The organism is Hymenobacter sp. CRA2, assembly GCF_002007105.1.
GTDB lineage: Bacteria > Bacteroidota > Bacteroidia > Cytophagales > Hymenobacteraceae > Solirubrum.
In genome coordinates, this window is the sequence record NZ_MVBC01000003.1 from 48,178 (window position 1) to 62,383 (window position 14,206).

The 14,206-nt window shown below is 63.5% G+C and carries 10 protein-coding genes; 7 read left to right on the forward strand and 3 right to left on the reverse strand.

Annotated features, from left to right (window positions below; genetic code table 11):
- Positions 1–867: 867 nt before the first annotated feature.
- Positions 868–2,931 carry a HelD family protein gene (locus B0919_RS06620; RefSeq protein WP_078011447.1) on the forward strand — a complete coding sequence of 688 codons (2,064 nt, stop codon included), beginning with the start codon at positions 868–870 and terminating at the stop codon, positions 2,929–2,931.
- A gap of 315 nt (positions 2,932–3,246) precedes the next feature.
- Here B0919_RS06620 and B0919_RS06625 read toward each other — a convergent pair whose 3' ends face one another.
- Positions 3,247–4,137, reverse strand: a complete 891-nt coding sequence (locus tag B0919_RS06625) for an alpha/beta hydrolase (RefSeq protein WP_176132896.1) — start codon at positions 4,135–4,137, stop codon at positions 3,247–3,249.
- A gap of 185 nt (positions 4,138–4,322) precedes the next feature.
- A complete protein-coding gene (locus tag B0919_RS06630; protein WP_217701004.1) occupies positions 4,323–4,568 on the reverse strand; it encodes a hypothetical protein in 246 nt (81 codons plus the stop codon).
- Between the two features lie 493 nt (positions 4,569–5,061).
- Here B0919_RS06630 and B0919_RS06635 point away from each other — a divergent pair, with 493 nt between their 5' ends.
- The 5 genes from B0919_RS06635 to B0919_RS06655 all read left to right on the forward strand — a co-directional run bounded on the left by B0919_RS06635 (position 5,062) and on the right by B0919_RS06655 (position 12,605).
- Positions 5,062–8,256 carry a glycoside hydrolase family 3 N-terminal domain-containing protein gene (locus B0919_RS06635; protein WP_254846503.1) on the forward strand — a complete coding sequence of 1,065 codons (3,195 nt, stop codon included), beginning with the start codon at positions 5,062–5,064 and terminating at the stop codon, positions 8,254–8,256.
- A 289-nt stretch (positions 8,257–8,545) separates the two neighbouring features.
- Positions 8,546–9,205, forward strand: a complete 660-nt coding sequence (locus B0919_RS06640; RefSeq protein ID WP_078011450.1) for a hypothetical protein — start codon at positions 8,546–8,548, stop codon at positions 9,203–9,205.
- A 106-nt stretch (positions 9,206–9,311) separates the two neighbouring features.
- Positions 9,312–10,307: an aldo/keto reductase gene (locus B0919_RS06645; RefSeq protein WP_078011451.1), complete on the forward strand. Its 996-nt coding sequence runs from the start codon at positions 9,312–9,314 to the stop codon at positions 10,305–10,307.
- A gap of 484 nt (positions 10,308–10,791) precedes the next feature.
- Positions 10,792–11,670 (forward strand): alpha/beta hydrolase family protein, encoded by an 879-nt coding sequence (locus tag B0919_RS06650; RefSeq protein ID WP_078011452.1) that lies wholly within the window; start codon positions 10,792–10,794, stop codon positions 11,668–11,670.
- Positions 11,671–11,687: 17 nt separating this feature from the next.
- A complete protein-coding gene (locus B0919_RS06655) occupies positions 11,688–12,605 on the forward strand; it encodes a helix-turn-helix domain-containing protein (protein ID WP_078011453.1) in 918 nt (305 codons plus the stop codon).
- A 43-nt stretch (positions 12,606–12,648) separates the two neighbouring features.
- On the opposite strand, the gene B0919_RS06660 is transcribed toward B0919_RS06655, so the two are convergent.
- Positions 12,649–13,134, reverse strand: coding sequence for a DUF2059 domain-containing protein (locus B0919_RS06660; protein WP_078011454.1), 486 nt, complete (start codon positions 13,132–13,134; stop codon positions 12,649–12,651).
- A 259-nt stretch (positions 13,135–13,393) separates the two neighbouring features.
- Here B0919_RS06660 and B0919_RS06665 point away from each other — a divergent pair, with 259 nt between their 5' ends.
- Positions 13,394–14,053 (forward strand): hypothetical protein, encoded by a 660-nt coding sequence (locus tag B0919_RS06665; RefSeq protein ID WP_078011455.1) that lies wholly within the window; start codon positions 13,394–13,396, stop codon positions 14,051–14,053.
- Positions 14,054–14,206: the final 153 nt, after the last annotated feature.

Consider the following 14,206-nt stretch of genomic DNA (forward strand, 5'->3'; position numbering starts at 1 on the left):
TGAGTTAGGTAAAGCAGAGGCAGAAAGGCCAACGGCGGGCCGTTGGCACGGGGCGGTGGTAGTAGCTCAGGCGGGTTGGGGCATAGGCAGATTGGGTAAGCGGAGCAGAAGCAAGTGAGCAGTGCCGGCACCGGCTGGCGTAGTCACTCAGCGCCGGCACAAGTGCGCGGCAGAGGCTGCGCGGCAACAGAGTCGCACAGCCATAGTACAATTGCCGATCTACCCACCAGCAGGTAGCCCCTCGCAGCTAGCGAAGGCCCTGACGTGAGCAAAAACCGGTTTATGAAGGAATTTAACAGCCTCCCAAAATGAGCCAACACCCGGCAAGCGCCGCAGATAAATGAAAGTACCGCAACCGTTTCCGGAAACGTTTGTATACCATCCGGCGCAAAAAGAATGTATATGCTGCGCTACCCATGCGTGTCTTGATAACCCACCATCGTCAAACCAGGATGCAGCCTATCCGCAGTTGCTATAGTTCAATTCTCTACAACCTAACGACCTGAAGTGTAGAGCGGGAATCCGAAAGATGTTCGGCGCATTTTGAACGTCCTGCCCAGCGCAGTGGAAGCGCAGGCAGGCGTAAGCCAAGCATTTCTCGCGTCGTCAGGCTCCCCTCTCCTGTTCGGAGAGGGGGTCGGGGGGTGAGGCCCAACGAAGCCAGCGAGATGTCTCGGCTGCGCTCGACATGACGTGCTATTTGAGTAGTTCAGGCAAAACAGCAGGGGGTGCTTGTCTTACGCCTGCCTGCGCTTCCACTGCGCTGGGCAGGACGTTCTTTTCGGCTTTGCCAGTCGGTCCCTCCCCTGCCTCTTCTACCTCGACGCTTCCGCAGCCCGGAATTTGCTGGCATCTTTGGGGTTCCTTATGCAAGAACTGCCCGTGATGAACGCCACCGAACAGCAAGAGCGAGAATACCTGGAGGAAATCAAGGAGAAGCTGACGCTGGCCGTCAAGCGCGTGGACGACGCCGTGCGGCAGTACTCCACCGAGCTGCGGCAGAAAAAGCAGTATATCCACGAGCACCAGTCGGGCATGGACGACGCCGACATGGTGGCCGCCGAGCAGTCCATCAACCGCATGGCCTACACCGGCGAGGGCGCCGTGGCCCGCAAGCGCCGCCTGCTCAAGCTGGTGCAGTCGCCCTACTTCGGCCGCATCGATTTCGACACGTCGAAGCAGGGCAGCACGCCGGTGTACATCGGGGTACATTCCTTCCTCGACGAGCAGCAGCGCCAAAACCTGATCTACGACTGGCGCGCCCCTATTTCGTCCCTGTTCTACGACTTCGAGCTGGGCGATGCGTCCTACGCCTCCCCCACCGGCCCGGTGCAGGGCCGCATTGCCTTGAAGCGGCAATACCGCATCCGCGACGGGCGCATGGAGTTCATGCTCGACAGCGACGTGAACATCCACGACGACGTGTTGCAGCGCGAGCTGGCCAAGTCGTCGGACGACAAGATGAAGAACATCGTGGCCACGATTCAGCGCGACCAGAACGCGGTGATTCGTAACGAGGACGCGTCGGTGATGGTGATTCAGGGCGTGGCCGGCTCGGGCAAAACGTCCATTGCCCTGCACCGCATCGCCTTCCTGCTCTACCGCTTCCGCGACACCATCCGGGCCCAGGACATCCTCATCATTTCGCCCAACAAGGTCTTCGCCGACTACATCTCCAACGTGCTGCCCGAGCTGGGCGAAGAGCACATTCCGGAGCTGGGCATGGAGGAGCTGGCGGCTGATCTGCTCCAGGGCCAGTACCAGTTCCAGACTTTCTTCGAGCAGGTATCGGCGCTGCTGGAGAAGCACGACGCGGCTTTTATCGAGCGGATTCGGTTCAAGTCCTCGGCGGAGTTTCTGACCCAGCTGAACCAATACCTGCTGCACGTTGAGAACAACTACTTCAGCGTGGCCGACCTGCGGGTGGGCCGCACCGTGGTGCCCGGCGTGTTTATCCAGCAGAAATTCAAGGCCTACCACCGCGTGCCCCTGCTCAAGCGCTTCGGGCAGGTGGCTAATGACGTGCGGGCCTACGTGCGCGACAAGGCCGACCGTAAGCTCACCGGCGGGGAGAAAGCCGCCATCGGGGAAGGCATTCCGCGCATGTTCCGCTACGCCACCGTGCTGGAGTTCTACCGCGACTTTTACCGCTGGGTCGGCCGGCCCGAGCTGTTCCGCTTCGATGGACAGCGGCCCCTGGAGTACGCCGACGTGTTTGCCCTGATCTATCTGCGCATCCGTATGGAGGGCCTCACGGCTTACGAGCACGTGAAACACCTGCTGGTGGACGAAATGCAGGATTACACCCCGGTGCAGTACGCGGTGCTCTCGCGCCTGTTCCACTGCCGCAAGACCATCCTGGGCGACGTGAGCCAGACGGTGAACCCCTACAGCGCCTCCTCGGCCGAAACCATCGAGCGGGTCTTCCCGCAGGCCGACGTGGTCAAGCTCTACCGCAGCTACCGCTCCACCGTCGAAATCACCGCCTTCGCCCAGCGTATCAGCCCCAACCCGCATATCATGCCGCTGGAGCGCCACGGGCCCGAGCCCGCCGTGACGCGCTACGGCAGCCCGGCCGAGGAGCTACAGGCCATTCAGGCGCTGGTGACGGCCTTCCGCAATTCGGGCAACCATTCGCTGGGCATCATCTGCAAAACCCTGCGCCAGGCCGCGCAGGTGCACGAGGCGCTGCAAGGCCCCGGCGTGCATCTGCTCACCGAGGAGTCCACGGCCTTCAAGGAGGGCGTCATCATCACCACGGCGCACCTGGCCAAGGGCCTGGAATTCGACGAGGTCATCGTGCCCATGGCCTCCGCCCGCAACTACCACACGGAGGTCGACAAGAGCATGCTCTACGTGGCCTGCACCCGCGCCATGCACCGCCTCACGCTCACCTACACCGGCGAGTTGACGGGGTTCTTGTCGGCTTGAGAGCAGGTTTTGTTGAAAGTGGCTCTCGGCCGCCCAAAAGCCTGCTGCGCGCCAAATCTCCGAAAACCCACTTAGCCGAGAAAAGGAAGTTTGGCATCCTGAAGGCGAGCTACTAGCCGCCCAAGTTGCCTGAAGGGAAAGAAGAAACAGCCCGCCGGAGTGCGCTACCCGGCGGGCTGTTGCTCTCAGGGGTGGGAGTTCATCAGGGCGCGTTGAGCTTCGCTCCTGGCTAGTGCATAAGAAATAATCAGCCCCGCCTACTACCTGCGGAGGCCCGCTTGACCGCCACGAAGTACTGGTTAACCAATCGTATAGCTAACGAATCTGCAGCAGATGGGCTAGTTCTTGGTGCACCGTTGGGGCAAACAAAATCTCGTGTTCGAGCCCCGCGAGCGTGACGAACTTGGTCGTGGGATTCTGTTGGTGCAGCGCGCGCCAGTACGCCCAACTTAACCGCACGGGCGTTACCGAATCGGCGGTGCCCACCACCAGCGTTACGGGTACGGTACGGGAAACCTTCGGGACTAGGGCCTGAGGCGACAAGCTGGTGACAGGCTGCTCCCAAACCGCCCCTCCGTGTAGCTGCTGCATGTGTTGCCGCCAGCGGGGGACGTCGCAGGGGCAAGAAGCCAGCAGCGCTGCATCCACGGCGGCGGGGTATTGGGCCAGCACATCGGCCACGATGGCGGCTCCGCCGGAATGCCCCACCGCTACCACCCGCCGCGCCTTGTAGCGCCGTTTTAATTGCGCCATTCCGCCCGCCACCGCCCTGATTACCTCGGGCGTGTAATTGTCGCCTACTGCTTCGCCGCGGATACCCGCGGAACGGTGACCTTGCGGGTCCGTGTAGCCGGGGCGCAACAACCCGACGGCTACCACATCGGCATGCTTCGCGGCCACTTGCTTGGCAAAGGCATACTGATAACCGGGTTTATTGAACGGAGCATCGCCATGCACCACGACCACCAGCACGGGATGGGCCGACACCTGGGTATTACGGTAGGCCTGCACGTATAAGCGCTGCCGGTTCCGGCCTACCCAGGCGGAATCCCCAGCACTGGCAGCGGCAGAAGAGGAAGCGGGCTGGTACGCGGCAGGGGGCTGATGGCAGCTACCGAGCAGGGCAATCAAGCCAACAACAATTACCAGCCGGATTGACCCGGACAAAGCAGGTAGTTGCATCGTCGCTACGGCAGTTTTCGACATAGGTAAAGCTGAGAGCGATACAATGAGCACTTGCACTATCGCTGCAAGTATATGCTTTAGTAAACGGCTCCGGGCGCCCATTGCCACCGAGTACGCCGAGCTGAGCAGCAACAACGTTAAGGGCAAAGGCAGCGCGAGCAGGTGCAGGACGTGCTGATGGCCCTCAAAAGCCTGATGCACGCCAGCTATTCCCATACCCCCCCGGGCAGAGGCTGAAACTCGGGATGCGCATCGGCGTGCTGCACCATGAGCCAGAAGTTGTGGGAGCTGGTTTTGCCCACCTGCCGGACGCCGGGGAAGCCGTACTGCCGCACGATGCGCTCTAGCACAGGCTGGTGGCGAGCATAGTTGGCCTTTTCCACATCCACCAAGTTGCGGCCCGCGCTGTCGGGCTGCTGGCGAAACATTTGCTGCATGGGCCACTGATCCACGTAGGCCAGGCTATCCAGCGTCTTGCTGAGGCGGGGGTATTGAAGTTGGGCGGCGGCCGGCAGGGAGCACGCGGCAGTCAGGAGTAGGATAAGCGGCAGCTTTATGGGACGAGAATAATTATGGCTCTAGCAACGTGGGTAGCGGTCAAAAATAGGGGTTTACTTGCCCAAGCCTCCAATCATTTGTCATCCTGAGCTTGCGAAGGACCTTCTCACGTTCTATAGTAATTTACTGATGCCTGCCGTTCACGCGTGAGAAGGTCCTTCGGCTAGCGCCTCAGGATGGCAATTCCGGAATTCATTCCCCCTTCCTTCTCTGGAGAGGAGGCCGTGCCCCGTGGGGGTCCCTTGAGGCGCAACGTCAGCACGCGAGATGTCTCGACTGCGCTCGACATGACGTGCTAGAGTTTTCACGAACCAGCCAACTACCCCTGCTCCATCCAAAACGCCCCATCTGCGCTAACTTCGCAGCGGACCCAATTCCCATCCCGCTTTGCGTTTTTTCCCTAAGTCCCTGCTCCTGTTGCTGCTGCTGCTGCTCGGGCCGCTGATGCTCTCGGCCCAGCACCGCAAAAAGCATTCGACCAAAAAGAAGCCCGCCACGCACGCGGCGGCCCGGCGCCCGGCGGCCAAAGCCCCGGCCGCGCCCAAACCAGCCGCGGCTAAGGCGCGCCCGGCCGCCAAGGCTACGGCCCAGAAAGCCGCCGCGGCCAAACCCGCGGCCCAGCAGCCGGCGTTTCTGCAGTACCTGCACTCGCGCTGGGTCGATTCGGTGATGCAGACGCTCACGCCCGACCAGCGCGTGGCGCAGCTGTTTATGGTGGCGGCCTACTCCAACCGCAAGCGCATCGACGAAGACTCGATTTCGACCCTGATTCAGCAGAGCGGCATCGGCGGGCTGATTTTCTTCCAGGGTGGGCCGGTGCGCCAGGCCAAGCTGCTGAACCGTTACCAGGCCCAGAGCAAAGTGCCGCTGCTGGTAGCCATGGACGCCGAGTGGGGGCTGGGCATGCGCCTGGATAGCACCATCCGCTTCCCCTACCAGATGACCATGGGCGGCCTGCGCGACAACCAGCTGCTCTACGACATGGGCCAGGAAGTCGGCTACCAGATCCGCCGCATCGGCATGCACGTCAACTTCGCCCCCGTGGTCGACGTGAACAACAATGCCGCCAACCCCGTCATCGGCTTCCGCTCGTGGGGCGAGAATAAGCGCAACGTGACGGCCAAGAGCCTGGAGTACATGCGCGGCATGCAGGACGCGCAGGTGCTGGCCGTGGCCAAGCACTTCCCCGGCCACGGCGACACCGACGCCGACTCCCACCTGGCCCTTCCCATCATCCGCGCCGACCGCCGCCGCCTCGATTCGCTGGAGCTGGGCCCGTTCCGTTCCCTGATGACGCGCGGCCTGGGCGGGGTGATGATTGCCCACCTGAACATCCCGGCGCTGGACTCCACCGGCACCCCTTCTACCCTTTCCAAGCCCATCGTGACGGGCATGGTGCAGGGCGAGCTGGGCTACCGCGGCATCATCTTCACCGACGCCATGAACATGAAGGGCGTCACCAGCAAGTACCCGCCCGGCGAGGCCGACGTGCGCGCCCTACTGGCCGGCAACGACATCCTGGAATTCTCGAAGAACGTGCCCAAGGCCCTGCAAGCCGTGCGCGCCGCCATCGACTCGGGCCGCATCAAGCAGGCCGACATCGACGTGCGATGCCGCCGCGTGCTGGCCCTGAAGCAGTGGGCCGGGCTGAACAAATACCGCCCCGTGGAGCTGAAGAACCTCACGGCCGACCTCAACAATCCGCACGCCCAGTACCTGGCCCAGCGCCTGCAGGAGCTGAGCATGACGGTGCTGCGCAACCAGAAGCAGCTGCTCCCGCTGCAACGCCTCGATACGCTGCGCATTGCTACCGTGCTCATGGGCTACAAGGACACCACCGACTTCCAGCGTATGGTGGCCGACTACGCCCCGGCGCGGCACTTCAGCATCTCGGCCTCGCCCACGATGGACGAGCTGACCCAGCTGCGCGAACAGCTGAAGCCCTACAACATGCTGCTGGTGGGCCTGCAGAACCTGGGCCGCCTGCCGGCCACCAACTTCGGCATCTCGCCGGAGGAAAACGTGCTGCTGCGCGAGCTGGCGGGCCTGAAAAAGAAAATGGTGGTGTCGGTGTTCGGCAACGCCTACGCCGTGGCCAAGCTGCGCGACCTAAGCGCCGCCGACGCCGTGGTGCTGGCCTACCAGGAAAGCAAAAACGCCCAGGAACTGGCCGCGCAGGTCATTTTCGGTGGCGTGGGCGCCACCGGCAAGCTGTCGGTAAGCGTGCCGGGCAGCCCCTACAACCACGGCGCTGGCCTGACTACGCAGGGCGGCCTGCGCCTGCGCTACGCCACGCCCGAAGCCGTGGGCATGAACAACCAGCTGGAAGCCCGGGTGGATTCCCTGATTAACGGGGCGCTGGCGGCCAAGGCCTTCCCCGGCGGCGAGGTGCTCATTGCCCGCCGCGGCACGGTGGTGCTGCGCAAGAGCTTTGGCACGCACACCTACGAGGCGGGCGCGCTGCCCGTGCGCAACACCGACCTCTACGACCTGGCCTCGGTGACGAAAGTGGCCGCCTCTACGCCCGCGCTGATGAAGCTGCAGGACATGGGCAAGTTCAGCCCCGACCAGACCATGGGCTCTTACTTCGGCTTCCTGAAAGGCTCGAACAAGGAAAACCTGAAGCTGCGCGACGTGCTCACCCACCAGGCCCGCCTGAAGGCCTGGATTCCGTTCTGGCAGCAGTACACCCAGCCCAAGGGCCTGTTTGCGCGCCTCTTTGGCAAATACCCGCATGACCCGATCAAGACGAAGCCCGGCGAGGTGCTGCCCATGAGCCGCAAGTTTTTCCGCGCCGATTCGTCGGCCCGCTTCCCGCTGCAGGTGGCCAACGGCATGTGGGGCCGCCAGGACCTGCCCGAGCGCCTGCGCAAGAGCATTGCCGAGTCGCCGCTGAATGAGAAGCCTGGCTACGTGTACTCCGACCTCTCCTTCTACCTCTACCCGCAGTTGGTGCAGCAGCAAACAGGCCACTCGTTTGAGCAATTCCTGAGCGAGGAGCTGTACCGGCCGCTGGGCGCCACCTCGCTGGGCCTGCACCCGGAGTGGCGCTTCCCGCGCAAGCGCATCGTGCCCACTGAATACGACTCCCTGTTCCGCAAGCAGCTGCTGCACGGCACCGTGCACGACGAAGGCGCGGCCCTGCAGGGCGGCCTCTCGGGCCACGCCGGCCTCTTCGGCAACGCCAACGACCTGGCCAAGCTGGTGCAGATGTACGCCTGGGAAGGCAAGTACGGCGGGCAGCAGATTCTGAAGGCCGAGACGGTGCAGGAGTACACCAAGTGCCAGTTCTGCCCCGACAACCGCCGCGCCCTGGGCTTTGACCGCCCGGCCAACGACCCGAAGGTGAACACGGCCAAGGACGCCTCGCCGCGCAGCTACGGCCACACGGGCTTCACCGGCACGTACTTCTGGGTGGATCCGCAGTACGACCTGATGGTTATCCTGCTCACCAACCGCGTGAACCCCACGCGCAACAACAATAAAATCACCGAGCTGAGCGTGCGCTCCAAGCTGCTGCAGCTGGCCATCGACGCGGTGAAGTCGGAGCGGCCGCGGGTGGAAACGACGGTGGAAGAGTAAGCCCCTTTCGCTTTAGGCAAAGCAGCGCCCGGTCCCGCAAGGCCGGGCGCGGCTGTTTGTACAGACCAGTCCTAAGCAGGGATTCCGAAGCAATTCTCTTGCATCTATTATCCGCGCAAACAAAGCGTGACGTACCCAAGATGCGGAACGTACCCGTTTTCCGTCAGCGGCCATAAGACCAAACAGCTCGCTGCAACTTTATACCTCCCGAAGCACTCTTAGGCACAGCCCCCGCAATAAGTGAGGTGCGGCCCATGCTGCCTAGTCTCGCTCCTATCCCGACCCTGATATGCTACGCTCCGTATCCCTTTTCGCTTTAGCCACGGCCCTGCTCTTCTCCGCCTGCAGCCGCGACGAAACCAATGTGCCGCGCTTCAAGCTCACGGAAGAGCAGAAGCAGTGGAGCACGCCCTACCGCGACAACGCCGAGTGGCGCTTCGATGCAGGCCTGGGATACCAGCGCGTGTACCGGGCCGAAGGCTTCGCAACGGAGGATTTTCGCTTTGTCGAGCACCACGCCCGGCGCGCCACCTACTACCGCGAGCAGCAGGCGGCCCAGCTCCAGCGCGTGGACTCGGTGTATCAGCCGGCCACCTCGATTGAGAACTACCGATACTTCATGCCGTTTGAGCTCCGCGCGGATGTAGCCCCGGAAACGCGCCGAAACCCGGATTACGATGCGTTCGGGGCGACGCTGGTCTGGCACAACGCCGAGCTGAAGCTGCCATTGACCGAGCTAGCCAACGGCGAGGATCTGCCCACCGGCTGGACGCTGCACCCGACCTACACCGTCGGCGGTATCAGCTATACCAACGTGCTGGAATTCGTGCCCAGCACCTGGTTGTACCCGGCCAACGCAGCCTACAATGCGGTGCAGGTTTTCTATTCCCGCGAGCGGGGCGTACTGCAGTTTAAGGAGCGCGGCGGCACCGTCTGGACGCGCCGGTAGCCACCTGCGTTTTGTGTTGCAGAAGCCGGGGTTTGTATACCCCCGCGGCGGTGAACGGGCCGGACCTTTGTCGGGCAAGACATTCACTTTAATTCTGCACCACACCATGAACACCATCAAACGCGTCGCCTTGGGCAGCCAGGGCCTGGAAGTACCCGTGGAAGGGCTGGGCTGCATGGGCATGACCAGCGGCGTAAGCGGCATGAGCGTGTACGGCGAGGCCGACGAAGCCGAAAGCCTGGCCACCCTGCACCGCGCTCTGGAGCTGGGCATCAACCTGCTCGACACGGCCGACCTGTACGGCCCCTGGCACAACGAGCGGCTGGTGGGCCGCGCCATTGCCGGCCGCCGCCCGGAAGTCATCCTCGCCACCAAGTTCGGCTTCGAAGTCGACGACGCGGGCAACTGGACGGGCCAGCTCAACGGCCATCCCGACTACGCCCGCAAGTGCATCGAACGCTCCCTGCGCCACCTCGGCACCGACTATGTGGACCTCTACTACCTGCACCGCGCCGACCCGCAGGTGCCCATCGAGGAGAGCATCGGTGCGATGAGCCGCTTCGTGGAGGAAGGCAAGGTGCGCTACCTCGGCGTGTCGGAAACGCCGCCCGAGCTGCTGCGCCGGGCCCACGCCGTGCATCCCATCACGGCCCTGCAAACCGAATACTCGCTCTTCGACCGCGGCGTGGAGGAAACCGGCGCCCTGCAAGCGGCCCGGGAGCTGGGCATCGGCTTCGTGGGCTACTCGCCGCTGGGCCGCGGCTTTCTCTCCGGCGACATCAAAACGCCCGACGACTTCGAACCCAACGACTCGCGCCGCTTGTTTCCGCGCTACCAGGGCGAGAACTTCTACAAGAACCTGGAGCTGGTGAATAAGCTGAACGCGCTGGCCGCCACCAAAGGCGTCACCTCGGCGCAGCTCGCGCTGGCCTGGGTGCTGGCGCAGGACGTGGTGGCCATTCCGGGCACCAAGCGCCGCAAGTACCTGGAGCAAAACGTAGCGGCGGCCAGCCTGGAGCTGAGCGCGGCCGAGCTGGCCGAGCTGGAGACCATTATGCCGGTGGGCAGCGCGGCCGGCGAGGCGTACCCGGCCATGTTCTAAGGCATAAGCTTTTTGTGTTGGAAATGCCTCCCTGAGCGCCTATCCGGAAAGTCCAGGTCGTCATGCCGAGCGCAGCCGAGGTATCTCGCTGGCTAGTATGCTTCTCCTTGAGTTACTATCGGGCATCAGCACGCGAGATGTCTCGACAAGCCCGACATGATGGCCTATTTCAGCCGGTGCCGCTTTGGCGGGTAGGCGCTAAGCGCTTAGGATCAGGTTTCCGTTTGGACAATGCTCCCCTAAGCGCTTAGGATCGGGGTTTCCGTTTGGACAATGCTCCCCTAAGCGCTTAGGGGAGCATTGCCAGTCGCGCAGCGCTTGGCTAGGGCCTTAGGGGCGCGTTGCCGATTGGGAAATGCCCCGCTAAGCTTGTAGGCAGGCGTTTGCCGAACTCCCGGGCCGGCGTTATTGGCTGCGCGGCCAAAGCGCCGGCGGATACGACATAAGCGCCCGATGGCGTACTTGCCAGCCTAACGAAACGACAATGGACTATTCGGTTGGCTACTGCGCCCTGGAAGTAACGGATGCGGCGCTAGGCCTCACTTTCCCGCTGGCGGTGCTCTACCCCACGGATGCGCCCGCTGCCCCTGCCAGCGTGGGCATGTACACCCTGAACGTAGCCGCCGACGCGCCTGTGTCAGCCGGGCTTTTTCCGCTGGTGCTCCTCTCACACGGCACCGGCGGCTCGGGTCTGGTGTACCGCTCGCTGGCTTATTACCTAGCCCAGCACGGCTTCGTGGTGGGCTTGCCCGAGCACCCGCACAACAACCGTAACGACAACAGCTGGGCCAATACCCTGCCGAACCTGGAGGCCCGCCCCCGCCACCTGCAGCTCGCCCTCGACGCCCTGCTTGCCGACACCCGTTTGGCCTCCGTCCTCAAGCCGGACGCCGTAGCCCTCATCGGCCACTCGCTCGGCGGCTACACCGCCCTAGCTCTGGCCGGCGGCCAGCCCGTGGTGCCGCCGCAGTGGACGCCCGACGATAAGCCGCATCCGATATCCGTGCCGGCAGCCGATGGGCGCGTGAAAGCCCTGGTGCTGCTGGCTCCGGCCGTGCCCTGGTTTCAGGCCGAAGGCAGCCTGCGGCAAGTGGAAGTACCAGTTCTGTTGGCCGTCGGGGAGCAGGATGAACACACGCCACCACAGCAGGCCCAAATCGTGGTGCGCGGTGTGGCCGACGCGGCTTCGGTCGACTTCCGGGTTATTCCCAACGCGGGGCACTTTGCCTTTCTGACGCCGTTTCCGCCGGCGCGGGTGAGCCCGGCGTTTCCGCCCTCGCAGGACCCGCCCGGCTTCGGCCGGGCGCGCTTCCACGAGGCGTTTTTCCCCGAAGTGCGTGCTTTTCTGGCCCGTTATACCTGAAAGCCTGTTAGTAGCTTATGAAACCTGCCGCCCAGCCTTTCCGCCTGCTCGCCTCGGTGAGCGACTTCACGGTGCACTTCGGCTTTCCGCCCCCGCTGCACCCGATGTTCACGGTCATCGATTTGGCCAATCACCGCACCCCGCCCCCGATGCAGGGCGCGGCACTGCGGCAGCTCTACATCATTTCGCTGAAAAAAGGCCTGAAAGGGCAGCTGCGGTACGGTCGGCAGGCCTACGATTTCAGCCAGGGCGTGCTGGGCTTCTACGCCCCGGGGCAGCTCTGCGAAGGCAACGACTCGCTCGACCTCTCCGAAATGAGCGGCTGGATGCTGGTGTTTCACCCCGACTTGCTGCTGCGGCACCCGCTGGCCCGCAACATCACCACCTACGGTTTCTTTTCCTACGAAGTGCACGAGGCCCTGCACCTTTCGGCGGCGGAAGAACAGATGCTCGACGGGCTCATTAACAGCCTGCGGCAGGAACACGCGCAGCCCGTTGATGCCTTCACCCAGGACGTGCTCGTGTCGCAGCTCGACGTGCTGCTGAGCTACGCCAACCGCTTCTACCACCGGCAGTTTCTGACGCGCCGCGCGGCCGAGCACGACCTGCTTACCCGCTTCGAGGCGCTGCTGACGGCGTACTTCAACCAGGAAAACGCCGAACAGCCGCTGCCCACGGTGCAGTACTTCGCCGACGCGCTGCACGTGTCGCCGGCCTACCTGAGCGACATGCTGCGTGCCCTCACCGGCCAAAACACCCAGCAGCACATTCATCAGGCCCTGATTGCCAAAGCCAAGCTGCTGCTGCGCGGCACGGCCCTGAGCATCAACGAAACGGCGTACCAGCTGGGCTTCGAGTACCCGCAGTACTTCAGCCGGCTTTTCAAAAGCAAGACCGGCCTCACGCCCGCGGCGTTTCGGCTGTCGGTGCATTAGGCCCGGGCCGCACCGGTGCGGGGTGTTTCGGCGGTGCAGGAGGCTACTCCTGCACCACTTTCATTTTGTTCATGATGGCCTGCTGCAGCTCGGGCATGTGCTCCTGCATGCGACGCTGCCCGATTTCGATGCCGGCGCCCATCAGCGTGCCCTGCTTACCCACAAACTTCTGCCCCGTGGAGGAGGCGTAGAACTTCTTGAGGTCCTTCAACTCCTTTTCCGAAAACTCGCGGGCGTACAGATCCACCATGTCGTCCTTGAGCGAAGCCCAGCTCATGTACTTGGTGAGGAAGCTGCGCATTTCGGTTTCCACGGGCTTCAGCTCGGGGCGCTGCACCAGCTGGGCCGTCACCATCTGGTCGAGGGCGTTGTCGGTGGTTTTCTCCATCTGCATCACGGTCAGCAGCTCTTCGGCGGCTTTGCGTTGGGGGGCGGGCACCGGCGCCGTGCTGGCCGAAGCCGTAGTTTGGGCCGAGGCGGCCGGGGCGGCTAGCAGCAAGCCAGCGGCGAGGATGAGCAACTGTTTCATACCTGCTGGTACGGGAGCCGGCCGCAAATGGCCGTAGGGCCGAACCGGTAAGCAACCTTTTGGATCGGGCTGGTATCTGTACCAGTGAATTCCGCCCGCGCAGCGCCTCGCTTATTCGGCGCGCCGACGGCGGACATTAGGCCTTTCGTATTCTGGCTACCACATGGTTATGCGATTTACACGCGCTGCGCTACGCCCCATCTTTGCATCGTTGGCTTGCTGCGGCGGCCAGCCTGCCACCCCGCTCCTGCCTTCTGCCATGAAAACCGTCTTTACCCTGTTGCTGCCAGCCACCGCCAGCCTGCTCCTCTCCAGCTGCAATACCGGCCTTGTGCCCGGGCTTGATCAACAGGAACAAGAACTGCCGCAGTACCAGCTCAGCGCCCCCGAGCAGGAATGGGCCACGCCCTACCGCCTGGGGCAGGAATGGCGCTTCCGCAACGAGCAGGGCTACGAGCGGCGCTACCAGGTGAAAGGCCTGTCGGACCAGCAGCTGCCGGGCCTGGTCACGGGCACTAAGCGCGTGGGCTACTACCAGCAGGGCCTCGGGGCCCGCCTGGAGCGCGTGGATTCCAGCTACGTAATGCGGGCCGACAACGTGCAGTACACCGCCCGCTTTAGCATGACGGCTGCCATACCCAAGGCCGCGCAGCATGAGCCGGCAGCCTCCGCCCAGCTCGATTGGGGCGGGGTGCACCTGGCCCTGCCCGCCGCCGACGATTTTGCGCACCTGCCCACGGGCGTGCGCCTGTTGCCCACGGCCCGGTTTGGCGGCCGCACCTACTCGAATGTATTGGAGTACGCCCGCATGGAGCCCCAGGCCCCCGGCCAGTGGCAACTGCGGCGGGTGTACTACACGAAGGAAAACGGCGTCGTGCGCTTCGAGGAAGTGAGCGGCGCCGTCTGGACGCGGCAGTAACGGCCGCGTTCGAATGGTGAGTGAAAATGGTGAAGCAGGCGGCACCCCTTGGGGCCGCCCGCTTTGCGTTTAGGCCTGTAGGTTCTTGGCCGGATTGGGTGCGAAAAAGGCCGATAGGTGGGGCACAAGGCCAGGCACCAGCAGGCGCAATAA

Coding starts and splice junctions, on each gene's coding strand:
- B0919_RS06620 (WP_078011447.1), top strand. CDS start 868: ATGCAAGAACTGCCCGTGATGAACGCCACCGAACAGCAAGAGCGAGAA.
- B0919_RS06625 (WP_176132896.1), bottom strand. CDS start 4,137: ATGTCGAAAACTGCCGTAGCGACGATGCAACTACCTGCTTTGTCCGGG.
- B0919_RS06640 (WP_078011450.1), top strand. CDS start 8,546: ATGCTACGCTCCGTATCCCTTTTCGCTTTAGCCACGGCCCTGCTCTTC.
- B0919_RS06645 (WP_078011451.1), top strand. CDS start 9,312: ATGAACACCATCAAACGCGTCGCCTTGGGCAGCCAGGGCCTGGAAGTA.
- B0919_RS06650 (WP_078011452.1), top strand. CDS start 10,792: ATGGACTATTCGGTTGGCTACTGCGCCCTGGAAGTAACGGATGCGGCG.
- B0919_RS06655 (WP_078011453.1), top strand. CDS start 11,688: ATGAAACCTGCCGCCCAGCCTTTCCGCCTGCTCGCCTCGGTGAGCGAC.
- B0919_RS06660 (WP_078011454.1), bottom strand. CDS start 13,134: ATGAAACAGTTGCTCATCCTCGCCGCTGGCTTGCTGCTAGCCGCCCCG.
- B0919_RS06665 (WP_078011455.1), top strand. CDS start 13,394: ATGAAAACCGTCTTTACCCTGTTGCTGCCAGCCACCGCCAGCCTGCTC.